This is a genomic window from Bifidobacterium longum subsp. infantis ATCC 15697 = JCM 1222 = DSM 20088, from assembly GCF_000269965.1.
Classification (GTDB): Bacteria; Actinomycetota; Actinomycetes; order Actinomycetales; family Bifidobacteriaceae; genus Bifidobacterium; species Bifidobacterium infantis.
The window spans coordinates 1,529,862-1,551,213 of sequence record NC_017219.1; the positions used below are offsets into that span (position 1 = coordinate 1,529,862).

At 59.7% G+C, this 21,352-nt stretch carries 25 protein-coding genes and 1 pseudogene; 8 read left to right on the forward strand and 18 right to left on the reverse strand.

Annotated features, from left to right (window positions below):
• Positions 1–35: 35 nt before the first annotated feature.
• From BLIJ_RS07075 to BLIJ_RS07135, 13 genes are all read right to left on the reverse strand, one after another.
• Positions 36–500, reverse strand: coding sequence for a hypothetical protein (locus tag BLIJ_RS07075; RefSeq protein ID WP_014484904.1), 465 nt, complete (start codon positions 498–500; stop codon positions 36–38).
• Positions 501–631: 131 nt separating this feature from the next.
• Positions 632–1,264 carry a MerR family transcriptional regulator gene (locus BLIJ_RS07080; RefSeq protein WP_007052293.1) on the reverse strand — a complete coding sequence of 211 codons (633 nt, stop codon included), beginning with the start codon at positions 1,262–1,264 and terminating at the stop codon, positions 632–634.
• A gap of 101 nt (positions 1,265–1,365) precedes the next feature.
• A complete protein-coding gene (locus BLIJ_RS07085) occupies positions 1,366–1,809 on the reverse strand; it encodes an FHA domain-containing protein (RefSeq protein ID WP_007052292.1) in 444 nt (147 codons plus the stop codon).
• Positions 1,810–1,815: 6 nt separating this feature from the next.
• Positions 1,816–2,637: a DUF881 domain-containing protein gene (locus BLIJ_RS07090; RefSeq protein WP_012577703.1), complete on the reverse strand. Its 822-nt coding sequence runs from the start codon at positions 2,635–2,637 to the stop codon at positions 1,816–1,818.
• A gap of 15 nt (positions 2,638–2,652) precedes the next feature.
• Positions 2,653–2,985, reverse strand: a complete 333-nt coding sequence (locus BLIJ_RS07095) for a small basic family protein (protein WP_007052290.1) — start codon at positions 2,983–2,985, stop codon at positions 2,653–2,655.
• Positions 2,985–3,962 carry a DUF881 domain-containing protein gene (locus BLIJ_RS07100; protein ID WP_014484905.1) on the reverse strand — a complete coding sequence of 326 codons (978 nt, stop codon included), beginning with the start codon at positions 3,960–3,962 and terminating at the stop codon, positions 2,985–2,987. Before BLIJ_RS07100 ends, BLIJ_RS07095 begins: the two co-directional genes overlap by 1 nt.
• Positions 3,952–4,569, reverse strand: coding sequence for a CDP-alcohol phosphatidyltransferase family protein (locus BLIJ_RS07105; protein ID WP_007054263.1), 618 nt, complete (start codon positions 4,567–4,569; stop codon positions 3,952–3,954). The genes BLIJ_RS07100 and BLIJ_RS07105 overlap by 11 nt, the downstream gene beginning before the upstream one ends.
• A 13-nt stretch (positions 4,570–4,582) precedes the next feature.
• Positions 4,583–5,434, reverse strand: a complete 852-nt coding sequence (gene hisG, locus BLIJ_RS07110) for an ATP phosphoribosyltransferase (protein ID WP_012577706.1) — start codon at positions 5,432–5,434, stop codon at positions 4,583–4,585.
• Between the two features lie 11 nt (positions 5,435–5,445).
• Positions 5,446–5,709, reverse strand: coding sequence for a phosphoribosyl-ATP diphosphatase (locus tag BLIJ_RS07115; RefSeq protein WP_007054261.1), 264 nt, complete (start codon positions 5,707–5,709; stop codon positions 5,446–5,448).
• A 62-nt stretch (positions 5,710–5,771) separates the two neighbouring features.
• Complete coding sequence (gene rpe / locus BLIJ_RS07120) at positions 5,772–6,440, reverse strand: ribulose-phosphate 3-epimerase (RefSeq protein WP_012577707.1); 669 nt, start codon at positions 6,438–6,440, stop codon at positions 5,772–5,774.
• 75 nt (positions 6,441–6,515) lie between these two features.
• The gene (lgt, locus tag BLIJ_RS07125; protein WP_012577708.1) at positions 6,516–7,463 is read right to left on the reverse strand and encodes a prolipoprotein diacylglyceryl transferase; all 948 of its coding nucleotides are present in this window, start codon (positions 7,461–7,463) and stop codon (positions 6,516–6,518) included.
• Positions 7,464–7,573: 110 nt separating this feature from the next.
• Positions 7,574–8,443 (reverse strand): tryptophan synthase subunit alpha, encoded by an 870-nt coding sequence (gene trpA, locus BLIJ_RS07130; RefSeq protein ID WP_012577709.1) that lies wholly within the window; start codon positions 8,441–8,443, stop codon positions 7,574–7,576.
• Positions 8,444–8,466: 23 nt separating this feature from the next.
• Positions 8,467–10,554: a bifunctional indole-3-glycerol phosphate synthase/tryptophan synthase subunit beta gene (locus BLIJ_RS07135; RefSeq protein ID WP_012577710.1), complete on the reverse strand. Its 2,088-nt coding sequence runs from the start codon at positions 10,552–10,554 to the stop codon at positions 8,467–8,469.
• 200 nt (positions 10,555–10,754) lie between these two features.
• Between BLIJ_RS07135 and BLIJ_RS07140 the strand changes: the two genes are divergently transcribed.
• Entirely contained in the window at positions 10,755–11,447 is a 693-nt protein-coding gene (locus BLIJ_RS07140) for an SOS response-associated peptidase (RefSeq protein ID WP_012577711.1), read from the forward strand.
• 129 nt (positions 11,448–11,576) lie between these two features.
• Here the strand turns inward: BLIJ_RS07140 and BLIJ_RS07145 are convergent, their stop codons facing one another.
• Entirely contained in the window at positions 11,577–12,431 is an 855-nt protein-coding gene (locus tag BLIJ_RS07145) for a deoxyribonuclease IV (RefSeq protein ID WP_012577712.1), read from the reverse strand.
• Between the two features lie 123 nt (positions 12,432–12,554).
• Here BLIJ_RS07145 and BLIJ_RS07150 point away from each other — a divergent pair, with 123 nt between their 5' ends.
• Together BLIJ_RS07150 and BLIJ_RS07155 are read left to right on the forward strand one after the other, a co-directional pair.
• Positions 12,555–13,955 (forward strand): amino acid permease, encoded by a 1,401-nt coding sequence (locus BLIJ_RS07150; RefSeq protein ID WP_012577713.1) that lies wholly within the window; start codon positions 12,555–12,557, stop codon positions 13,953–13,955.
• A 422-nt stretch (positions 13,956–14,377) separates the two neighbouring features.
• The gene (locus tag BLIJ_RS07155) at positions 14,378–14,926 is read left to right on the forward strand and encodes an MFS transporter (RefSeq protein ID WP_014484906.1); all 549 of its coding nucleotides are present in this window, start codon (positions 14,378–14,380) and stop codon (positions 14,924–14,926) included.
• Positions 14,927–14,949: 23 nt separating this feature from the next.
• On the opposite strand, the gene BLIJ_RS07160 is transcribed toward BLIJ_RS07155, so the two are convergent.
• Positions 14,950–15,963 (reverse strand): VanZ family protein, encoded by a 1,014-nt coding sequence (locus BLIJ_RS07160; RefSeq protein ID WP_012577715.1) that lies wholly within the window; start codon positions 15,961–15,963, stop codon positions 14,950–14,952.
• Between the two features lie 146 nt (positions 15,964–16,109).
• Between BLIJ_RS07160 and BLIJ_RS07165 the strand changes: the two genes are divergently transcribed.
• The 3 genes from BLIJ_RS07165 to BLIJ_RS07175 all read left to right on the forward strand — a co-directional run bounded on the left by BLIJ_RS07165 (position 16,110) and on the right by BLIJ_RS07175 (position 17,907).
• The gene (locus BLIJ_RS07165) at positions 16,110–16,769 is read left to right on the forward strand and encodes an aminotransferase class V-fold PLP-dependent enzyme (RefSeq protein WP_012577716.1); all 660 of its coding nucleotides are present in this window, start codon (positions 16,110–16,112) and stop codon (positions 16,767–16,769) included.
• A 339-nt stretch (positions 16,770–17,108) separates the two neighbouring features.
• Entirely contained in the window at positions 17,109–17,624 is a 516-nt protein-coding gene (locus BLIJ_RS07170; RefSeq protein ID WP_012577717.1) for a GNAT family N-acetyltransferase, read from the forward strand.
• 37 nt (positions 17,625–17,661) lie between these two features.
• Entirely contained in the window at positions 17,662–17,907 is a 246-nt protein-coding gene (locus tag BLIJ_RS07175) for a DUF2316 family protein (RefSeq protein ID WP_012577718.1), read from the forward strand.
• A 40-nt stretch (positions 17,908–17,947) separates the two neighbouring features.
• On the opposite strand, the gene BLIJ_RS07180 is transcribed toward BLIJ_RS07175, so the two are convergent.
• Together BLIJ_RS07180 and BLIJ_RS14330 are read right to left on the reverse strand one after the other, a co-directional pair.
• Positions 17,948–18,481 carry a GNAT family N-acetyltransferase gene (locus BLIJ_RS07180; protein ID WP_012577719.1) on the reverse strand — a complete coding sequence of 178 codons (534 nt, stop codon included), beginning with the start codon at positions 18,479–18,481 and terminating at the stop codon, positions 17,948–17,950.
• Positions 18,482–18,567: 86 nt separating this feature from the next.
• Complete coding sequence (locus tag BLIJ_RS14330; RefSeq protein ID WP_012577720.1) at positions 18,568–18,813, reverse strand: transposase; 246 nt, start codon at positions 18,811–18,813, stop codon at positions 18,568–18,570.
• Between the two features lie 77 nt (positions 18,814–18,890).
• Here BLIJ_RS14330 and BLIJ_RS15010 point away from each other — a divergent pair, with 77 nt between their 5' ends.
• The gene (locus BLIJ_RS15010; protein ID WP_155392798.1) at positions 18,891–19,052 is read left to right on the forward strand and encodes a hypothetical protein; all 162 of its coding nucleotides are present in this window, start codon (positions 18,891–18,893) and stop codon (positions 19,050–19,052) included.
• Here the strand turns inward: BLIJ_RS15010 and BLIJ_RS15295 are convergent.
• Positions 19,031–19,096 (reverse strand): annotated as a pseudogene (locus BLIJ_RS15295) (hypothetical protein); the annotation flags it as partial. The gene BLIJ_RS15010 and the pseudogene BLIJ_RS15295 sit on opposite strands and share 22 nt — an antisense overlap.
• Before the next feature lie 504 nt (positions 19,097–19,600).
• On the opposite strand from BLIJ_RS15295, the gene BLIJ_RS07195 reads away from it, so the two are divergent.
• A complete protein-coding gene (locus BLIJ_RS07195) occupies positions 19,601–21,352 on the forward strand; it encodes a sodium:solute symporter family protein (RefSeq protein WP_012577721.1) in 1,752 nt (583 codons plus the stop codon).

Consider the following 21,352-nt stretch of genomic DNA (forward strand, 5'->3'; position numbering starts at 1 on the left):
CGGTTGCATGTCCCTCCCCCGCATCAGCCATCCAATCAGTCTTCGCCCGGTTTGTCCATGTCTCCCTCATTCCCGCTCCTCGCTCTATCGGGCACGATTCCGGCATCGTCATCATCCCGGCGGTCGGCGACGCCCAGACGGCCGTCCATCGCGGATTCCGAAGCGTTGCGCGCCTGCAGATACATGGCGACAAGTTCCAACAGCACCAGCGCGAATACGATGATTGCACCGGGCAATTGCGCACGATCATAGAACGCGAGTATATCCGCATCCATCAAATCCGCTGTAAACGTCAACACGGGAAACGGAATCAGCGCCGCCGCAAACGACATGAAATGCGTTTTCACCATCGACCAGTCGACCGGATCGACCGGCGGTCGCCGGCGTTTCGGCGTGAACAGATGGCCTCGGCTGACCGTTATAGTGATGATGGACACAGCAAAGATGACGGCGACCATCCACAGAACGCCCGGCAACAATCCGACAACAATCCCGTTCACCCGGTCCTCCAATCAGTCATAATAATCACCGCAACATATAAAAAACATAAGATGGCAGGCAACAAAAGCAACACATACAACAAAGCGACCTGCCGACCAAAGCCGGCAAGTCGCCAACAACCATACATGTATCAGGCGGTTGCGCGTTGCAAGCGCTGTGCCTCGAGCTTCTTGCGCATCCTCATGGCGGTCAGTTCATCAATCGGACGGCCCGTGGCAATCGTCAGCGGCTTGGCCTCAAGATCAACATATTCTTCCTGTTCCAAGGCCGTCTCAATCTGGTGCCACAACGAACCCACCGACACGGCGAACACTGCCTTACCGCTTTGCAACAGTTCGAGCATCTGTTCGCTGGTTGTGCATTCATGTACGTTTTGACCATCGCACATAATGGTCACATTGGCCAGCTGATCGGTGCTGCGTTGAGTCAAGAATCCGATGGCCGCCGTCACGTTCTGCAGATTCACACCGGCATCAAGCAACTTCTTGGATACAGCGAGAATCACCACATCCTTAAACGAGTATAGTCGTCGTGAACCGGAGCCATGAGACGGCGTGATGGACGGCTCAACAATCTGCTTGCGTGCCCAATAATCGAGCTGTCGGTACGTGATGCCGGCCACCTTGGAGGCCACAGTGCCACGGTAGCCGCGCTTGATCTCCTCAGTATCGACGTTGGAGAACAACTCCCCCTGAATCGCGTCAGCGTTCAGATTCTGACGGTCCTCAAGCGAAACATGAAGATGCAGCCCGGTCTGTCCCATGGCACCCCCCCTAACTCATGCGTGTCTCGCATATGACTCACACTGGTGTAATCACATGATTGCAATTTCTGCAATCAGTCTAACCCCATGCTAGGTGTGGACTATTGGGAAATAATGGCAGATTTCGTGAAGAACACGAGGCGGAATTTACCGATCATGATTTCGTCGCCGTTCTTCAACGTCGCCTGATCAACACGCTGACGGTTCACGTAGGTGCCGTTCAGACTTCCTGCGTCAACCACAAAGAACTGACCGTTGACCCTGCGGAACACGGCATGCTGACGGGATACGGTGGAGTCGTCGAGCAGAATATCAGCTCGCGGATCACGACCGACGGTGATTTCATCCTCGTCAAGCAAGTAACGAGAACCTGAGACCGCTCCCCTGGCGGAAATCAGCAATGCCGTTCCCTCGGACAATCTGGTGATGGTGTCCAGATCCTCTTGAGTCAGCGGTCGATCGCCGGTGGTGGTAATGGGCAGTACATTAATCGCGGGCAGGCCGATAATGGTGGTTTCGCCTGCGCTAGGAATCGGGTTGGTCATAATCTCCTATTCTACCGTCTTTGCATACTGGTTTTGCGTAGCTTCGCGTACTTCGTCGATAATGATGCTGTCAGAAGGCTGTACGTTGACGTTGGACCCGTATTTCACCTGGAGCTGAGCGCCCACACCGCCGGCGATATCGACTGCGTTGGACAGTTCCTGCGGATTGCCAATGGCCTTCACTGTGTATGTGGGCTTGATGGTGGTGCCATCCACAATCAAACCTTCCTCGGCGTCCTGAATGTAGGTGGAGGTGATGACGCGCACGTTATTGATGGCGATTACCTCGGCACCGGCATTGCGAAGTTCCTCGATAAGGTTGAACATGATTGAGGCGTCCACTTTAGTCGTCGAGCCTCGTCCGATTCGGATGGTCACGCCTTGACCCTTTGCCGGGAGTCTGCCGGAAATCAAGCCGCTGGTCTCCTCGTTTTGCTTGGCGATCTTACGCGCCTGCTCCTGCTCGTTAGCCGCCGATTTCAGCGAGTTGAGCTGGCTGTTCAACTGGGTTTTACGCTGCTCGAGATTGGAGATTTGCGTATTCGACTCGTTCAGCAGCCTTACCAGTTCACTCTCGTCCATCGTTTCGTACGTGGATTTCGTGTTATTGATCTGGCTCATGTAGGCGAAACCCAACAACGCGCACATCAGAGCGATGAGAATCGAGGATAGTAACCGTGATTTGTTGCTGGCACGGTTGAGATCCTTCCGGGGCTTCTTACGCACCGTGGGAAACGACCCGGTTTCCATCCGGTCGTTGACCTTGTCTTGTACATGCTGGTCGCGCATTTTCTCCAGCATGTTGTCTGATTGTGCTTTACGTGCCATACGTCAGTACCCTTGTCAGCCTCGGAAGATGAAGCGTCTGATCGCGGACACGTTGGAGAAGATGCGGATGCCGAGTACGACGATGACGGCTGTCTGCAGCTGCGAACCGACGCCGAGCTGGTTGCCGAGGAACACGAGCAGTGTTGCCGTCACCACGTTGGCGAGGAAGGAGATCACAAACACACGGTCGGAGAAGCTGCGCTCGAAATAGGCTCGCGCGGCACCCAGCAGGGCGTCAAGAGCAGCGACCACCATAATCGGCAGATAAGGCTGCACGATGATCGGAATATCCGGCTTGACGAACACGCCGATGACGACGCCGATGATCAGTCCCAGAACGGCTGCCATTATTCATTCCTTTCCGCGTACTTCACTTCGCCAGTGACTGCTGCCTCAAGTGTAATCGAATTGGATTTGCTCACCTGCGGGTAGATACCGGCTTCCTTGAAGGAATCGTAAAGACTTGCAAGTTTCTTCTTCCCCATCGCTTCGGCCAAGGCGCTCTTATCGCCTATGGCTTCAATGGTATAGGGGCTTTGTATCGCGGTCATGCCGATGAGAATATGCCCGCCGGCCTTGCGTATCGAGGTTTGCGCGCCGAGCCTATTACCGTTGATGGCAATGGCTTCGGCTCCGTTTTGGAACATCAGGGAGACCAGTTGCTGCAGATCCAGATCGGTGATGACTCGGATGTTCGTGGAGGTGCCGACTCTGTTCGATGAGCTCTGATCCGACTGGCTTGCCGCGATTGGATCGGCCAGCGTCATGGTGATTCCTTCGCCTTCGACCACCGTGGCACCATTGACCATTTCGTCTTGGATAAGCGTATCGCTTTTCACGCTGCCGGAGATTTTCTTGGACTGTTCGTCAACTTGGGAGCGCAAATTATTGACGTCCTTGGTGAGTTCGTCTATTTGCGAGTTGCGATTCTCCAATTGCGTGGCCAAAGTCTGCCGTACCTGCTTACGCGGATCGGATTGCAACTGTTGCACGAATAGGCTGCAGGCAAAGCCAACGCCGACGCAGATGATGAATACGACGATGCGATTAAACCAGATGGAGAAGGTCGAACGATGCTCATGGACCAGTCGTGAGTCGGAGAACATCGGATCCATCGGACGATTGACAAGATCATCGATGAGCTGAAGCGAATCGTCGTTGGTTTTACGGCGGCGTGGGGTGCGGATGGCGGCGGCGTCATCCGGGGAAAGCGCATGATGTGATTCCGCGCCTCGGACTGAGTGGGAGAACACGGCGCGGCGTCGTACCGGCTCAGTCTCCTTAGGTACGGGGAATGAGACCGGGGCCGTGGCCTCAAGCGCCATACTTCTCCCCCAGTTCCTTGCGTAGCAATCCGACGCCCTGCTTGGTATAGATATATCCGGCGAGCCAATACATGGCGATGCCCCAGATGCCGGCGGCCAGCGCGGCGATGTAGAGCAAGTGGAAGAACGTACTGGTGCCCAAATCGGCGAAAATCAGACCGACGATGGAAATCATCAGCAGCGCGGTACCGGCCTTGCCCACGAAATGCACGGGCAGCGGGCCATAACCGTACTGGGCAAGCCATAGCACCTGAATCGCCATCCACAGATCCCTCAGTCCCACGATAATCAGCATCCACCATGGGATGATGCCGGCGACGCTGAGAGCCAGAATCGAGCAGAAAATGAGCAGTCGGTCGGCGATCGGATCAAGAATCTGACCGATCTTGCTCACTTGGTTGAATCTGCGCGCGATGATGCCGTCAAGTCCGTCTGAAGCCGAGGAAATGGCGATCAGGGCTAACGCCGCAATCATCTCGTGCTTGGAGATCAGCACGCTGATGAAAGGAATCGAGATGATTCGCAGCGCGCTGATCAAATTGGGCACAGTGAAATAGATGTCACGTGCTTCCGGACTGTATCTGGCGTTGACTTTCTGGTTGGTCATATCGACTAACAGTCTACATGCGGGAGGCTTGCAGAGCGGTAACGATGATGCCGCGTGCGCCGACTTCGTACAAATCATCCATCAGCTGGTTGACCTTGGCCTTGGGGACCATGACTCGCACGGCGTTCCACTGTTTGTCGTGCAGCGGGGAGATCGTCGGGCTTTCAAAGCCAGGGGTCACGGCCACGGCGGCGGCGACCTTGCTGATCGGAATGTCATAGTCCATCAGCACATACTGATGCGCAGTGAGCACGCCTTGCAAACGGCGGGTCAGCACGGCCAGACGTGGGTCCTGCTCGTTCAGACGCGGCGAACGAATCAGGCAAGCTTCGGAGTGCATGAGCGGTTCGGCAAACACGCGCAGGCCGGCGTTGCGCAGGGTGGTACCGGTGGAGACCACGTCGGCGATGAGGTCGGCCACGCCCAGCTGCACGGAGGATTCGACCGCACCGTCCAGATGGATGGTCTCGGCCTGGATGCCGTGCTCGACCAGATAGTCGTGTACGAGCTTATCGAATGTGGTGGCCACGCGCTTGCCCTGAACATCCTCCAGGGTGGTGATCGGGGATTCGTTCGGTGCGGCGAAACGGAAGGTCGAGGCACCAAAGCCGAGCGGCATGTGCTCGAGCGCGGCGGTACCGGAGTTCTTGAGTAGATCCTGGCCGGTGATGCCGACGTCGATGGCGCCGCGGCCCACGTATACGGCGATATCGAGCGGACGCAGGTAGAACAACTCGATGCCATTGTCGGGATCTTGCACGACCAGCTGGCGAGGGTTGATGCGCAGACGGTAGCCGGCCTCGGCCAGCATGTTCCACGCGGGCTCGGATAGCATGCCCTTGTTGGGCACTGCGATTCTCAGCATTTGCGTTCCTCTCACAGGTGCTTGTAGACGTCCTCAAGCGTCAGGCCGTGCTTGATCATCATGACCTGGACGTGGTAGAGCAGCTGGCTCATTTCCTCGGCGGTGCGGTCCGCACCCTCGTATTCGGCGGCCATCCAGGTCTCGCCGGCCTCTTCGATGATCTTCTTGCCGATGAAGTGGGTGCCCTTGTCGAGCTCGTCGACGGTCAGGGAGCCTTCGGGGCGGGTCTGGGCCTTCTCGGACAGTTCGGCGAACAGGGATTCAAACGTCTTCATGTGATTCAGATTCTTCTCTTGTGGTTATGGATGAAAGGTGGATTGCGGTTCAGGCTTGGAGCTCAGGCCTTGAACGCGGCCTCGGCCTTGGCGCGGATGTCGTCAATGGCTTGGGCGGGATCCTCGGCGCCGTACACGGCGGAACCGGCGACCAGCACGTCCGCGCCGGCCTCGGCCACGATGTGCGCGGTCTTGGGGCTCACGCCGCCATCGACCTGGATGCGGGTCTTCAAGCCACGGCGGGTGATCTCATCGCGCAGGCGGCGGACCTTGGCCATCTGGTTGTCGAGGAACTTCTGGCCGCCGAAGCCGGGCTCAACGGTCATGATGAGGACCATGTCGAACTCGTCGAGGATATCGAAGATCGGCTCGACCGGTTCGGCCGGACGCACGGCGAAGCAGGCCTTGCAGCCCATCTCGCGCAGCTGGCGGGCCAGACGCACGGGCGCGTGAGTGGCACCCATGTGGAAGGAGACGGAGGCGGCGCCGAGCTTGGCGTATTCGGGGGCCCAACGGTCTGGGTCCTCGATCATGAGGTGCACGTCGACCGGCAGATCGGTGACCTGGCAGATGCGGCCGACGATCGGCTCGCCCAGGGTCAGGTTCGGCACGAAATGATGGTCCATGACATCGACGTGGACCAGGTCGGCGTTGGCGATGGCCTTGAGATCACGTTCGAGGTTGCAGAAGTCAGCGGACAGGATGCTGGGTGCGATTGCGATATTGCTCATGGTTTCCTACCTTATCTGTGCAATGGGACTTGGGGTCCCGTGTTTCGCGCTGTTTCGGCGCTGTTTATCGTGGTGTCACTTAGTGCGCTTGGCTTGCTTTTTCTGGCGAAGCCGTTCCTCTTCGATGCTCTGGCGTTCGAGCTCGTCGGCGGTGACCGCCGCAAGCCCGCGCGCCTGCGCCTTGGGGTCCGGCCCGTACTGGTAGAGCACGACGAACAGGATGCAGCCGAGCACGAAGACGATGATCGCGGTCCACATGTTGGTCCTCAGGCCCAGAATCACCGTGGAGTAGTTGATGCGCACGTTTTCGATCCAGGTGCGGCCCAAGCCGTACCACATCAGGTACATGGCGAACTGCTGGCCGGCCTTGAGCCGGTCGGCGAGCTTGTGGCCGAGGTAGATGATGAGCGCGGCGCCGATGAGGTTCCAGATCATCTCGTACAGGAACGTGGGGTGGAACAGCGTGGTCCTGTAGTCCGGGCATTGCGCGCCGGAATAGCAGATTTCGGATTTGCCGATGGCGTCCGCGTCGTTGAGCTTCAGGCCCCACGGCAACGTGGTGGGCCAGCCGTAGAGTTCCTGGTTGAACCAGTTGCCGAGTCGGCCGATGGCCTGGGCCACGGGCAGCGCGGGGGCGATGGCATCGGCGAAGATCGCGAACGGATAGTGCTTGTGGCGGCACCACAGGAACGCCACCAAGGTGCCGACGGAGATGCCGCCGAAGATGGCCATGCCGCCTTCCCACACCTTGAGGATGTTGACCAAGTTACCGGTGGGCGGGAAGTAGTCAGCCGGCGTGGTGATGCAGTGGTAGAGGCGCGCGCCCACCAGTGCGCAGGGCACGGTGACGAGCGTGGTGTCGAGAATCTGGTCGAAGGTGCCGCCGTACCGCTTCCAACGTGTGGTGAGGATCCATACGGCCACGCAGATGCCGATCAGGATGCAGATCGCATACATGTGGATAGTGAATGGGCCGATCTCGAACTTGGAGAAGGTCGGCGAGGGAATATAAGCCAGATTCATCGTGCCTCTACTTGCTGGTGCTCATGGTGTGTCCGCGCGCGGGTTGTGCTTGATGCTCTGTGACTACCCTACCGTGTCACGGCACAATCCGCGTGAGGCGCACCGGGTGTTTACCGGGCGTTGTGGATGCCTTCGGCCAGTTCCTCGCTCTTGGCGGCGAGCAGCTTCAAGCCTTCCTTCGGGTCGCGTGCGGTCTTGTCGTCGTCCGCGAGCATGGTGTGCACGAGCGCGGAACCGACGATGACGCCATCTGCGTAGGCGCCGACCCGGGCGCCCTGTTCCGCGGTGGATACGCCGATGCCCACGCACACGTTCTCAGCGCCCGCGCGACGGGTGCGCACCACAAGCTCTTCGGGTGAGGCGTCGATGGTGGCGCGTTCCCCGGTGACGCCCATGCGGGCGGCCGCGTACACGAAGCCACGCGCGTTGCGGGCCACGGTTTCGAGGCGCTCGGTGGACGAGTCCGGGGAGACCAGGAAGATGCGGTCGAGTCCGTGACGGTCGGAGGCTTCAATCCACTCCCCCGCCTCGTCCGGGATAAGGTCCGGGGTGATGAGGCCGGCGCCGCCGGCGTTCTCGAAGTCACGGGCGAAACGCTCGACGCCGTAGTGGTATACGAGGTTCCAGTAGCTCATGATGAGCGGCACGCCGCCGGCGTTGGCCACGGTTTCGACGGCCTCGAACACGCGCTTGATGGTCTCGCCGTTGTTCAGGGCGATGGAGGCGGCAGCCTGGATGACCGGGCCGTCCATGACCGGGTCGGAGTACGGCAGGCCGATCTCCACGGCATCGACGCCGTGCTCGACCATCGTTTTGAAGGCGTCAAGCGAGACGTCTGGGTTGGGGAAGCCATAGGGCAGGTAGCCGATGAAGGCGGGCTTGTTCTCGGCCTTGAACTTGGTGAACATAGCGCCCGACTTGCTGGGCTTGTGGCTGATGCCCAGCGGCTGGCCGGACGGCGTATTCGCTTCGTTGGTCATAATCAACAATCTCCTCTTCTTGTTCAGGCAACGGTGTTGCCGTTGACACCGGTCACATCAAGCGCGGCGGCCTGATCGTCGGTCAGGTAGCCAAACCACTTGCCGGCGGTGGCCATGTCCTTGTCGCCTCGGCCGGAGATGTTCACGATCATCACGGCCTTGTCATAGCCCTTGGCCTTCAGATCCGCGGCGGCCTTGTACGCGCCGGCCACGGCGTGCGAGCTTTCGATGGCGGGGATGATGCCCTCGCTCTGGCTCAGGTCGCGGAAGGCGTTCATGGCCTCCTCATCGGTGGCCCAGCTGTAGTTCACGCGGCCGATGTCCTTGAGCCATGCGTGCTCTGGCCCCACGGAAGCGTAGTCAAGGCCTGCAGAGATCGAGTAGGTGTCGAGCGTCTGGCCTTCGTCGGTTTCCAGCAGATAGCTCTTGGCACCCTGGAACATGCCGAGCTGGCCGGTGCCGGGGGCGAAGCGGATGGCGTGCTTGCCGGATTCGGGGCCGTTGCCGCCGGCTTCGTAGCCGTAGAGGTTCACGCGCTCATCGTCCAGGAAGGCGTTCATCACGCCGATGGCGTTGGAGCCGCCGCCCACGCAGGCGCAGATCGCGTCCGGATGGTCGATGCCGTACCAGTCCTGGAGCTGCTGCTTGGCTTCCTCGCCGATGATCTTCTGGAAGTCGCGCACCATAGCCGGGAACGGGTGCGGGCCTGCGACGGTGCCGAGCAGGTAGTGCGTGTCCTTGACGTTGGTAACCCAGTCACGCAGGGCCTCGTTGATGGCGTCCTTCAGAATCTTGTCGCCGAGGGTCACCTCGACCACTTCGGCGCCGAGCATACGCATGCGGGCCACGTTCAGGGCCTGGCGGCGGGCGTCGATCTGGCCCATGTAGATGCGGCACTTGAGGCCAAGCATGGCGCACACGGTGGCGGTGGCCACGCCGTGCTGGCCGGCGCCGGTCTCCGCGATCATGCGGGTCTTGCCCATGCGCTTGACGAGCAGGGCCTGTCCGAGCGCGTTGTTGATCTTGTGCGCGCCGGTGTGGTTCAAGTCCTCGCGCTTGAGGAAGATACGGGCGTCGAGATCGGTCTTCTCCTTGACGAGTGCGGCGAAGCGCGGGGCTTCGGTCAGCGGGCTCGGGCGGCCCACGTAACGCTGCTGGAGCGTCATGAATTCCTTGTGGAATTCGGGGTCGGCCTTGGCTTGCGTGTACACGCGCTCCAGCTCGTCGAGGGCGGTGATGAGGGCCTCGGGCACATAGCGGCCGCCGAACTGTCCCCAAAACGGTCCCTGATGTTCGCTGAGCGGGGTTGTTTCGGATGCTTTCACTTGTGCTCCTGCCTTTACTAGTCGTTCCACTGCAAGTTCATGATCATCAGCGGTGGCCACGCCTTCACCGACCAGTACCGCGTCCGCTCCCGCGCGGGCGTAGTCTTCGACCTCGACCGCCCCGAATACGCCGGATTCCGCCACCTTGATGACGTCATCGGGCAGATCGGCCGCGAGTTCGTTGTATTTGTTCACGTCCACCTTGAGGTTCTTCAGGTTGCGCGCGTTGATGCCTATCACCTTGGCACCGGCCTTGCGGGCGCGTTCGATTTCCTCGCGGGTGTGCGTTTCGACCAGCACGGTCAGGCTCAACTCGTGCGCCAGATCCAGCAGGTGCTTGAGCTGGGCGTCGTCCAATGCGGCGACGATGAGCAGCACCAGGTCGGCGCCGTGGGCGCGGGCTTCGAAGATCTGGTAGTCGGTGACGATGAAGTCCTTGCGCAGCACCGGAATGTGCACGGCGGCGCGGACCTTGTCGAAATCGTCAAGGCTGCCGAGGAATTTGCGGCCTTCGGTGAGCACGGAGATGGCGCTTGCGCCGCCCTTCTCGTATTCGCGGGCCAGTACGGCCGGGTCCGGGATGTCGGAGAGGTGGCCCTTGGACGGAGACGCGCGCTTGATCTCGGCGATCACGGGGATGCCGTCGGCGCGCTTAAGCCATCGTGTCGCGTCAATCGGAGCCGGGGCCGCCAGCGCGGCCTTCTTCACGTCCTCAAGCGATACGGTGAGCTCACGGGTGCGCTGATCCTCCAGCGCTCCCGCCACCAGTTCGTCCAAAACCGACATGGTCCTCCCTTTGTTGGTGTTCGGTCATGCGCCACTCTAGGTCACGCCCCGTCCCGATTGCCGAACCCGTCCTACATTCTGGGCTATTCCTCGTTGGTTCGTATCGCTACGGAACCAGAGCGGCCAACAAAAAGGAAAATCGCCATGAATATCGGTCATACGGCCTGGGATTGATTCCATTGATGGCATAGACTGGGCGCATGTGCAGGAGATTCGCGCTTGATTTGGATTGGGATGCCGTGGCCTCACAGTTCGCGGTAGACGAGGATGACGTGCGCGTTGACACTCTGCCACAGCCTTCCTACAACATCGCACCCACGCAGAACATTGGCGTGGTGGCACAGGGCAAGGATGGCCGCCGTCATCTGACCGGTGCCTATTGGTCGCTGGTGCCGCGATGGAGCGCCAGCAAAGTGCTGAGCTACCCCACATATAATGCGCGTGTGGAGTCTGCGCATGTCAAGCCGGCGTTCGCCGAATCCACAAAATCCATGCGAGCCATCATCCCCGCTTCCGGCTACTACGAATGGAAAGGTCGCAGGCCGTTCTATTTTCACGCACCACATGATGAACTATTGTCTTTGGCCGGCCTGTACTCATGGTGGAGGCCGTCTCCCGCATCGCCATGGCAGCTGACCGCAACCATCATCACCTGCCCTGCCGCGGACGAGTTCGTCAAGGTGCATGATCGCATGCCCCTGCTGGCGCCTCGGAATATGGTTGCCTCATGGCTGGACCGCTCCGTTGACGGAGCCGCACTGTTAGATTCCATGCGGGAAGCGGGTACCCTGCTTTCCCGGCGTCTGCAATTTCACGAAGTCGCGCCACTGAACAGCGACGGCAAACGTCTTATTCAGCCATTGGATTCCACCGAACCCATGCGTCTGTTTTGAGCTCTTGCAGCTGGAACCGGCTATGCAGCTGTATATGAAGACGGATCAATCAATGCCCCGCTGATAGCTAACCTCGTATGGCCCTCAGTCAAAAACAGGTCTCTTCTGCTCGACATTGGTCGACTACGACTACTTTTGCACCAATCCGCGCAGCAACTCGATCTCGTCGCGATGCGTGGCGGGCGTCTGCTCCTTGGTTTCGAGGATCATCGGGAGCTTGGCCATGATCGGGTCGTTGACCAGTCGCGTGAAAAACGGGATGCCGAGCTGGCCCTGCCCGATGTTGGCGTGACGATCCTTATGCGAGTCGAGGCCAAACTGCGAATCGTTCACGTGAATCGCCTTGACCTTGGCCAAGCCGATCGCCTCATCCAACTGGCGCATCACACCGTCGTAGTCGTTCACCAAATCGTAGCCGGCATCCAGCACATGGCAGGTGTCGAACGTGACGCCGACGTTCGCCTTGTTCTTCACGCCGTTCATGATCGTGGCGAGCTCCTCAAAGTTGCGCCCGCATTCCGTGCCTTTGCCGGCCATGGTCTCCAGAAGCACCATGACGCCGGTCGTACGCTCGAACACCTGATTCAGTCCCTCGCTGATCAGCTGGCAGCCGGTCTTGGTGCCTTGGCCCACATGTGCGCCGGGATGAATATTGATATACACCTCCTGGCCGGCCTCGCGGATGGCGGTCAGCAGCTCGATGTCCTCGGCCAACGCCTCGATCGCGAATGCGCGCTTGGCCTCATCCTTGCCTGCCAGATTGTAGACGTACGGCGCGTGGACGACCAACGGCCCATAGTCCTCAGCCTTCAGACGTGCGCCGAACGTTGCCGCGTCGGCCGGGTCGAGCGCCTTCGAACGCTTGCCGTACGGGGAGCGCGGGAAGAACGCGAACGCGGTTCCGCCCTCCTCATGGGAGCGTTCCAGCAGTGCATTCCATCCGCCGGCCGTCGACAGATGCGATCCGATATACAGTTCCGTCATTCCAAACTCCTCATGTTCCGCTCGCTGTTCGTGTTACCGCTATCATATGGTAGGCGGTATCGCGCGCCGCCCGCACAACCGACACGAGACACAACTGTTCACCCGACCAAAGGAGACCCGAGCATGGCGGCAGCCGGCACACCCAAGGACGATACCGGCCTTGAACGAAAGATGGAGTCGCGCCACCTGACGATGATCTCCCTGGGCGGCGTGATCGGCACCGGTCTGTTCGTCAGCTCCGGCTACACGATTCATCAGGCGGGGCCGTTGGGCGCGATCCTCGCTTACGCGGCCGGCTCTCTGCTCGTATACTGTGTGATGGTGTCGCTGGGCGAGCTGTCCGTGGCCATGCCGTACGCCGGCAGTTTCCACATGTATGCGAAGCGGTTCATCGGCCCCGGCACCGCGTTCACCATCGCCATCCTGTATTGGCTGAACTGGGCGGTGGCGCTCGCCTCCGGATTTACGGCCGCGGGGTTGTTGATGCAGCGATGGTTCCCGCATTCGCCGTCCTGGGTGTGGTCGGCCGTGTTCATTGTGGTGGTGTTCGCGCTCAATATCATGTCCGTGCGGCTGTACGGCGAGGCGGAATTCTGGTTTGCGTCGATCAAGGTGTTCGCCATCGTCGCGTTCATTGTGATCGGCCTGCTGGCGATCTTCGGCGCCATACCGATTGCCGGCCATGATTCCGCGCCATTGTTCACCAACTTCGTGGCCGGCGGCTGGTTCCCGAGCGGCATCGCGCCGATTTTCTCGACTTTGCTGACCGTGGTGTTCGCGTTCTCCGGCACCGAAGTGGTGGGCGTGGCGGCCGGCGAAACCAAGGATCCCTCGCGTGCGATCCCCAAGGCCGTGCACACCACGGTGCTGCGCCTGGTAATTTTCTTCATCGGCTCGATTCTGGTGATGGCGGCCTTGATCCCCTGGCATCAGGCCGGCGTGGATACGAGCCCGTTCGTGCTGGTGTTCCAGTCAATCGGTATGCCGTTCGCCGGCGACATCATGAACTTCGTGGTGCTCACGGCTGTGCTTTCCGCCGCGAACTCCGGCCTGTACGTGTGTTCGCGCATGGTGTGGTCGCTGGCCAAGGAGCGGCTGATTCCCGAACGTTTTGCTAAGACGAATTTCCGTGGTGTGCCGGTGTGGGCCGTGCTGTTCAGCATGGCGGGCTCGCTGCTGGCGTTGCTGTCTTCCGTGATCGCCGCTTCGACCGTGTATCTGGTGTTGGTCGCCGTATCCGGCTTGGCGACGCTGGTGGTGTGGTTCTCCGTGTGCGTGTGCCATATCCGGTTTAGGCGTGAATGGACGCGGGATGGTCATAGTGCCGACGAACTCGGCTATCGCGCTCCCGGCTTTCCGGTGTTGCCGTGGCTGGCCATCGTGATGTGCATCGGCGCGCTGCTGCTCGTGGTGCTCGATGAGACGCAACGTTCGACCCTGTATTGCATGATTCCGTTCGTCGTCTGCTGCTACGCGGCCTATTACGCCCTCGAACGCCAACGCAAACGCGAAAAGAATACCTAACTCGGTTTCGAGGGGCTGATTCGGCGTTCGCCGGAGGTCTACTTGCGTTTCAAGGGGCTGATGCCCAAGTAGGCAAGGCTCCGAAATGGCGTCATGTCGTTGCCACAAAGCCGTTTATACTCGCGGTTTGGCGTTTGAGCAGCCCCTCGAAAGCCAAGTAGATGTCCCCACCGGACGAAATCAGCCCCTCGAAGCCGAGAAACCATTGATGGCCGATTATGTTGAGTCCAGTGACGTGCCTGGTCCCGTGCTCGAACTGGTACAACAATTGGAGTTTGGTTTTTGCAAAGGGGCATTGTTATGTACAAGGTGTTGGTGTCGTTCGCAGACAGCTAATGCGCGTTGACTCGTCGCGCTAAGCCGTGGTCGCCGTTTGGGCCCTGACCAAGCGCGTCTTCCTATCCGCGATCATACTCGGTGCAATGGTGAACATCGCCTGCGTGGCCAGTATCACCGGCGCGCAGATCATGTTGGCCGCCCGTGGCACCAGCGCGGTCATGATCGGACTGCTCGGCACGGCAATGGGCGTGAGCACGTTGGTCGGCTCGCTGTTGGCCAATAAACTGGTTGATATGGTTCCCACTGGGAGACTGATTGCGGGCGCACTTGCGTTATTCGCGGTCAGCCAGATGCCACTGCTATTCCTGCACAGCTACGCGGCCATTCTGATCTGCCAGATTCTGACCGGCCTGCCGTTCCCCGCGCTGAACGCCGGTCTGCTCGGCTTTCTCTACGGCAAGACGCCCGACAATATTCAGGGTCGGGCTTCTGCCGTATTTGAAACCACGGTCGGCATACTGGGCGCGGCATGCCCGGCGATGGTCGGCTGGCTGTTGCAACAGCCAGATCTCGGTTTCACGGCGGTGATGGGCGTGGCCGTGGCCTGTTCCGTAGCGGGATTGGCCATATCGTTGGCCGGCCCGCTGCGCAGCATTCCGACTCCCGAACGATGGTCGGAGGTTGCCCTGTAACGCCAAACGGCGGAGCGCCGGTCTTATATGAGGTCGTACGGCATCTGATGCTTGACCAGCCAGAAGATGCCGAGGCCGATGAACACCAGCAGATTGAATCCGCCGCTATGCCATGGCAGCACGATGACTAGCGTCGCCATACGCGCCACATAGAACGCCGCACGCCGCCAGCCTTCTCGCGGCCGGGTTTCCACTGTCATGTGCGTGAAACTGCCGCCGAACGTGCAGCCGCCGCGCAACCATGGCACCACGCCCTCGAAGAGGATGAGCGCCGCCAGGAAGAGGATCGAACCGGTCCAGTCGAACGGTTCCATCGACTGCCATGAGCCATTGGAGCCCGAGGGCAGGTTCGAGCGGACGATCATGACGAACAGATGCGTCGGCATCACGGCGAACGCGATCAGCGTCATGTCGATGATGAACGTGATCAGCCGCCTCATGAAGCCTGGTGTGGTGGTCGGCGTCATATCGGCGACCCGCGCCGGAATCAGGCGCAGCGAAAGCATGGCCAGCGCGAATCCGATCAGCGCGCCGGTCGTGTTCCACAGGAGATCGTCCACGTCGAACAGACGGTAAGCGCACGGGAACACGCCCATGAGGCCGGTCAGCTGCATCGTCTCCAGAAATAGCGACGTGGCGAACGACAGTACTGCGGTAACCGGCAGCGGCCAACGCCATATGCGGCCCATGATGAAGCCCAACGGCAGGAAGAACACGATATTAAACGCGATTTGCAGTACGGCGGTGAGACCATCGGTACGGATGTCACCGATGAACTGCAGTGGGTTGAGCTGCGGTGTCAGATGGTGCGCGGCGCAATAGGCCGCCGCATCGGCCGGCATCGGATACAGTGTGAAGCACAGCAGGCCGAGCAAGTACAGCACCGTGCCATACGCCACTATGGCCGACGACAGTAGGATGCGATTGTCGCGGTGATACAGCAGCGCCAGCACCGGCACGGTCAGCAGCATGGACACAAACGGCCACAGCGCCATCGCGAACGCAAACGGTTCGGAAAAGTTCTTAAGAAATCCCATCTTCAATGCTCCCTGCTTCGGCCCGCTCCGTTCGGTTTCGGACCTTGACTCTCGACTTCTGATTCCAAGGTACGGAACATGACGGCATGCGGGTATCGGCCACGAGAGCGAAATCATTGGGATGAAAGACGATTCGTATCATTCGCATGGATGAGGGAGATGCGCCAGTTACCATTGACGCCGACGAGGATGGCGTGGTCGACGCCGTGACCGCGCAGATGAGCGAGCGTACGTCGTTCATCGTGTTGGACCAGATCACTTCCGCCACCGCTATGCTGTTTCCGGCCCAGCGCATCGCCGCCGAAGCCCATCGCCGCGGCATCCGCATTTTGGTTGGTGGCGCGCACGCTCCCGCCCAACTGGCCGATCCGGTCGGCGGACTGCAGTCCGATTGGTGGGGCGGCAATTTTCATAAGTTCCCGTGTGCGCCGCGTGGCACGGCATTGCTGGTGATTCCGCCCGAAGGCGGTCAGGATGGTCAGGATTTGTGGCCACTGATCGACTCGTGGGGTTTCGCCGACCCGTTCCCGGAGCGATTCGATGAGCAAGGCACCCAGGATTTATGCGGTCCGATTGCCGCGCCCGAGTCCCTGCGCGAGATCGAGCGACTGTGGGGCTGGGATGTCGTGCGCCGGTACATGTCCGATCTTGCCGATTACGCGGAGCGTCGGGTATCCGAGGCGGCCAGCGAGGTCGGCGGCGAACTGTACCTGCGCCTCACCGCCCACGCCTACGTCACCACCGACGCCATAGACCGCTTCGCCGAACAATCTATCCCAACCATCGTCGGATGGCTGCGTGGGTAAGCGAATCGTATGTTGCGTGGTGCCTTAACTATGGATGATTAAGGCGCCAATGCAACAGTATTAGAGTTTTGCGGGTTGTAGAGCTGCTTACAGAAAATTTGCGGTTGAACGGCAGCCCCAATCTTCCGTCACAGTGGCTTGACGAAATCTTCGCCATTGAAGTAGCCGGCGATGGCGTTGTGCTCGATGATGAGCTGCGGGTCGATGGCAAGCGTGTGATGTGGGTCTTCAGTGCCGCTGATTCCCCCTAATGGTCGATTATCTCTTCCTCGATAATCAATATGCTGTCATGTGATCGCATGACAGCATATTGACATTCCCCGAACAAAGTGTTCTACTATGAACGGTATGACGATTCGTATTGTTCCGATTGAGCCGCAATGGTTTGAGGAAAAGGCCCAAGTTCAGTCGTACACGTGGCGCGAACTCAATCAGGGGCATATTCCGCAGGAAATCGTGGATGCGATCACTCCCGAATTCGCGCTCAAACTGACGCGCAGCCACGCCAAAGAACCCAATCAGGTCGTATTGGTCGCTTTGGAGAACAACCACGTGATTGGTTTTGCTGAGCTTCTGCAAACGCCGCGCTCGCCAATCAAACGGTCCGAGGCTGCGGAACTGGCTTCGCTATATGTGTTGGAATCTTGCCATCGTCATGGCGTTGGCCGTGCTTTGGTTGAGGCGGGCCAACGCGCCATCGGCAACGATCGGCTCGCCTTGTGGGTCGCCGGATTCAACACCAACGCCCAAAGTTTCTACCGTCACATCGGCTTCCATGAGACCGGCCTGACTCAAACCGAAGACATGGGCCCGGAACTCGAAATGATCAACTACTCTGACGGCGTATTCCAGTGAGCAGCGCGCGGCGACTATCCGCGAATTTCAGGAGAACATGAGCCGGCTGGGTCTGACCGCCGAACGGATCGGCAAGGATTTTGGCGTCAGCGGCAGCAGAGTGGAGCAAATCATCACCCTCAAGTCGGGCGCGCTGGAGTATCCGTGGATTATCCGCGCCTATCTGCTGAGCAAAGCCGCGGCGCAGGGCGTGGAACTGACGCCGCTCACGGCGCTACGCGGAAATCCACACGATTATTGGTTCCTCGACGGCGACTTTATCGACCGAGGCGAAATCGATTAAAACCGATTGATAATCGGCCATTTATACGCGAGAGGCGCCGTCAATCGCCTCGCGCATAGAGGCCATCGCTCTCCGTGCAGGTGGCGATGCGTGTGTAGTATTCCGTCTTGTCCTCATGGTCGATACGTGCGCCGCAATGCTGCTGCACCGCAAGACTTGCCGGATTGGTTTTGTGGACACTCAGGTAAGCCTCTTTGATGCCGAGCTCGCGGGCCTTGGCAAGCGTGAGCTTGAGCCCGGCGGTCGCGTAGCCGTGGCCGCGGTATTCGCGGGCGACACCGTAGCCGATGTGGCCCGGACCGTTGCGCAGGAAGTCGGTGAGCCGGTGACGCAGGTTGAAGATGCCCACATAGTCGCCCTCATCGTTGACGAGAATGTATGTGGTGGCTGGCACCCAGCCGTCCGGCAGGCCGACGCCAAGCGACTCATCACGCAACCCTCGCACATATGCGGCGAACCGTTCACGATTCATGCCGGCCGCTGGGTTCTCGAATCCCATCTCCTCCGCCGGGAATTTCGCGAACAAGTCAAACGCGCGTTCCTGGTCCGCCAGCCATGTCTCGATCAGCCGCATTGGTCACACTCCTCCTGTTTGACATAGCAAACCACACTACTACTGCTCGGCCAACGGCCGCAAGCCTTATCTAGGGTGTGTTTGCTCTAGTTGGTTTTGCTGGTGTTTTTGAGTTGGATGGTGATGAGGATGAGTTGGAGGTTGGCGAGGAAGGTGGCGTCGAGCCTGTCGTAGCGGGTGGCGGCCTTGCGGTGGTGCTTCATGCGGTTGAAGACGCGTTCGACCATGTTCCGTCCCTTGTGCGCCTGCCTGTCGTAGTCCCATGGGTCCGTGCGGTTCCTCTTGGGCGGCACGACCGGCGTCAGGCCGAACGACTCGGCCAGCAGGCTCATGGACCCCCCTCGTGCGCGCGGTCCATGAGCAGGCGCGCGCCCATGAACGCGCCGGGCGCGGCCATGGAGCGGCTCCCGTGGCGTGCTGGTGGACCTTCACGCTCGTGGAGTCCATGGCGGGCACCCGAACCTCGACGGCGATGATCCGCTCCTCCTGCAATGCCGTGAACAGGCGTTCCATCGCGCCGTTCCCGGACCAGCGGTTGAACCGCCGGCAGACGGTGATCCACTTGCCATAGCACTCCGGCAAATCCCTCCACGGAGCCCCGTCCTGCACATCCACAGCAGGGCGTTGACGAACCTGTAGTTGTCGACCGCCACGTTGCCCCTCTGTCGCGGCAACAGGTGCGCGACCCTCATGAACCGGTCAAGCGTGATGCCATACCCCGGCGTACGCATACGCCAATCATCACACAAAACCTAAATAATGTAAACACACCCTAACTATTCTGTTCGATGTTCATTTGATACGTATCGACGGCCATACTCGGTTTGTGTGTTTTTGACGGTTTTTGTGAGGTTGTAATCGCTTTCCAAAATGGTGAATACGCTTCAGCGGGAGAGGCTCAATGTTCAAATGACACTGTGCCGGTCTCACGAAATGCAAGCAAGATATGCGCGATTGAGGCAAATCGTTTCAGAAGCATCCGGCAAAGCCGTGTATCGCCTCCTTGAAATTTTTTGTATTTGGGACTAATTTGAGCACTTGGCAACGCAATCAGTGACATTTGCTGTCTGATTGCTTACACCCACGCAAAATATATTCAAGGAAGAAAGAGGGAGCGGCATGATTGATCTTGCTGCTGGAGAATCCGCGATTCGCCTGTCGCTGAGTTGGGTGGATTGGCTGATTCTCATCATCTATTTCGCCATGATCGTGTGGATTGGTTACTCCATCCACAAGCAGCAGAAGTCCAGTGAAGACTTTCTGCTCGCCGGCCGTTCCATGCCGGCGTGGATTGCAGGCTTGGCATTCTGTGCCGCCAACCTAGGCGCCACCGAGATTCTGGGTATGGCCGCTAACGGTGCCCAGATCGGTATGCCGACCATCCACTACTACCTGATCGGTGCCGTGCCGGGCATGGTGTTCCTCGGCATCTTCATGATGCCGTTCTACTACGGCTCCGGCGTGCGCTCGGTGCCTGAGTTCATGTACCAGCGCTTCGGCAAGGGCGCGCACATCATCGTATCGCTGTGCTTCGCCGTCTCCACGATTCTGCAGGCCGGCATCAACCTGTACGCCATGGCCCTGATTCTTCAGGCCATGCTGGGTTGGACCCAATGGACCGCCATCATCGTGTCCGCCGTGTTCGTGCTCGCCTACATCACGCTGGGTGGTCTGACCTCCGCAATCTACAACGAGGTCATGCAGTTCTTCGTCATCGTCGCGGCCCTCATCCCGGTCACTGTCATCGGTCTGTCCCACGTGGGCGGCTGGTCCGGCCTGACCGCCAAGCTCGACAGCATGCAGGACTGGAGCGGTTCCATCCACGCTTGGGCCGGCACCGGCCTCGGCAACGTGACCAACCCGGTCGGTGGCGACTGGTTCTCCATCCTTATGGGCCTCGGCTTCGTGCTCGGCTTCGGCTACTGGACCACGAACTTCACCGAGGTGCAGCGCGCCTTCGCCGCGAAGAGCATGACCGCAGCCCGTATGACGCCTATCCTGGGCGCCATCCCGAAGATGCTCATCTGGATTATCATCATCATCCCTGGCCTGATCGCCGCCGCTACCGTGGGCAACCTGTTCGCTGGTGACCACCCGGTGCTGCAGTACAACGAAGCCATTCCGTACCTGTTCAAGATGTACCTGCCGAACGGCGTGCTCGGCGTGGCAATCACCGGTATGATGGCCTCCTTCATGGCCGGCATGGCCGCGAACGTCTCCTCGTTCAACACTGTGTTCACCTACGATCTGTGGCAGGACTACGTCAAGCCCGGCAAGGACGACAAGTACTACCTGAACATGGGCCGCTGGATCACCGTCATCGGCGTGTTCATCTCCGTGTTCACCGCTTGGATCGCCTCGCAGTTCGGCAACATCATGACATACCTGCAAACGCTGTTCAGCTTCTTCAACGCCCCGCTGTTCGCCGTGTTCATCCTCGGCTTGGTGTGGAAGCGCGTCTCCAACGTCGCCGGCACCGTCGGCTACGTGTGCGGCATTCTCGCCCCGCTCGTCACCTACATCCTGTACTTGCAGTCCGTCGCGGCCGGCAACCCGATTTTCGGTTCCGCCACCGCCGAGACTTGGTACGGCGCCATCATCTCCTGCCTCGCGACCTGGATCGCGGCGGCTGTGCTTACGCCGTTCACCAAGTCCAAGACCGATGAGGAGCTCGAGGGCCTGACCTTCGGCACCAACGGCATCAAGTACTTCAAGGAGGCCTCCGCCGAGGAACTTGAGGACGCCAAGCACGCCGCCAAGGAAGCCGGAAAGGATGTCTCTACAGTGAAGGTTCCGTGGTACAAGAAGCCGCTCATTCTCGGCTCCGTGATCTTCACCCTCGGTCTCGTGTTCTACATCCCGTTCTTCTAA

Excerpts from the sequence above, each read along its gene's own strand:
- BLIJ_RS07195 (WP_012577721.1), top strand. The coding sequence starts at position 19,601 with ATGATTGATCTTGCTGCTGGAGAATCCGCGATTCGCCTGTCGCTGAGT.
- BLIJ_RS07155 (WP_014484906.1), top strand. The coding sequence starts at position 14,378 with ATGGTGAACATCGCCTGCGTGGCCAGTATCACCGGCGCGCAGATCATG.
- BLIJ_RS07100 (WP_014484905.1), bottom strand. The coding sequence starts at position 3,962 with ATGGCGCTTGAGGCCACGGCCCCGGTCTCATTCCCCGTACCTAAGGAG.
- BLIJ_RS07160 (WP_012577715.1), bottom strand. The coding sequence starts at position 15,963 with ATGGGATTTCTTAAGAACTTTTCCGAACCGTTTGCGTTCGCGATGGCG.
- BLIJ_RS07085 (WP_007052292.1), bottom strand. The coding sequence starts at position 1,809 with ATGACCAACCCGATTCCTAGCGCAGGCGAAACCACCATTATCGGCCTG.
- BLIJ_RS07145 (WP_012577712.1), bottom strand. The coding sequence starts at position 12,431 with ATGACGGAACTGTATATCGGATCGCATCTGTCGACGGCCGGCGGATGG.
- BLIJ_RS07105 (WP_007054263.1), bottom strand. The coding sequence starts at position 4,569 with ATGACCAACCAGAAAGTCAACGCCAGATACAGTCCGGAAGCACGTGAC.
- BLIJ_RS07140 (WP_012577711.1), top strand. The coding sequence starts at position 10,755 with ATGTGCAGGAGATTCGCGCTTGATTTGGATTGGGATGCCGTGGCCTCA.
- BLIJ_RS07095 (WP_007052290.1), bottom strand. The coding sequence starts at position 2,985 with ATGGCAGCCGTTCTGGGACTGATCATCGGCGTCGTCATCGGCGTGTTC.
- BLIJ_RS14330 (WP_012577720.1), bottom strand. The coding sequence starts at position 18,813 with ATGAGCCTGCTGGCCGAGTCGTTCGGCCTGACGCCGGTCGTGCCGCCC.
- BLIJ_RS07165 (WP_012577716.1), top strand. The coding sequence starts at position 16,110 with ATGGATGAGGGAGATGCGCCAGTTACCATTGACGCCGACGAGGATGGC.
- BLIJ_RS07115 (WP_007054261.1), bottom strand. The coding sequence starts at position 5,709 with ATGAAGACGTTTGAATCCCTGTTCGCCGAACTGTCCGAGAAGGCCCAG.
- BLIJ_RS07180 (WP_012577719.1), bottom strand. The coding sequence starts at position 18,481 with ATGCGGCTGATCGAGACATGGCTGGCGGACCAGGAACGCGCGTTTGAC.
- BLIJ_RS07170 (WP_012577717.1), top strand. The coding sequence starts at position 17,109 with ATGAACGGTATGACGATTCGTATTGTTCCGATTGAGCCGCAATGGTTT.
- rpe (WP_012577707.1), bottom strand. The coding sequence starts at position 6,440 with ATGAGCAATATCGCAATCGCACCCAGCATCCTGTCCGCTGACTTCTGC.
- BLIJ_RS07150 (WP_012577713.1), top strand. The coding sequence starts at position 12,555 with ATGGCGGCAGCCGGCACACCCAAGGACGATACCGGCCTTGAACGAAAG.
- BLIJ_RS07090 (WP_012577703.1), bottom strand. The coding sequence starts at position 2,637 with ATGGCACGTAAAGCACAATCAGACAACATGCTGGAGAAAATGCGCGAC.
- BLIJ_RS07080 (WP_007052293.1), bottom strand. The coding sequence starts at position 1,264 with ATGGGACAGACCGGGCTGCATCTTCATGTTTCGCTTGAGGACCGTCAG.
- lgt (WP_012577708.1), bottom strand. The coding sequence starts at position 7,463 with ATGAATCTGGCTTATATTCCCTCGCCGACCTTCTCCAAGTTCGAGATC.
- trpA (WP_012577709.1), bottom strand. The coding sequence starts at position 8,443 with ATGACCAACGAAGCGAATACGCCGTCCGGCCAGCCGCTGGGCATCAGC.
- BLIJ_RS07175 (WP_012577718.1), top strand. The coding sequence starts at position 17,662 with ATGAGCCGGCTGGGTCTGACCGCCGAACGGATCGGCAAGGATTTTGGC.
- BLIJ_RS07135 (WP_012577710.1), bottom strand. The coding sequence starts at position 10,554 with ATGTCGGTTTTGGACGAACTGGTGGCGGGAGCGCTGGAGGATCAGCGC.
- hisG (WP_012577706.1), bottom strand. The coding sequence starts at position 5,434 with ATGCTGAGAATCGCAGTGCCCAACAAGGGCATGCTATCCGAGCCCGCG.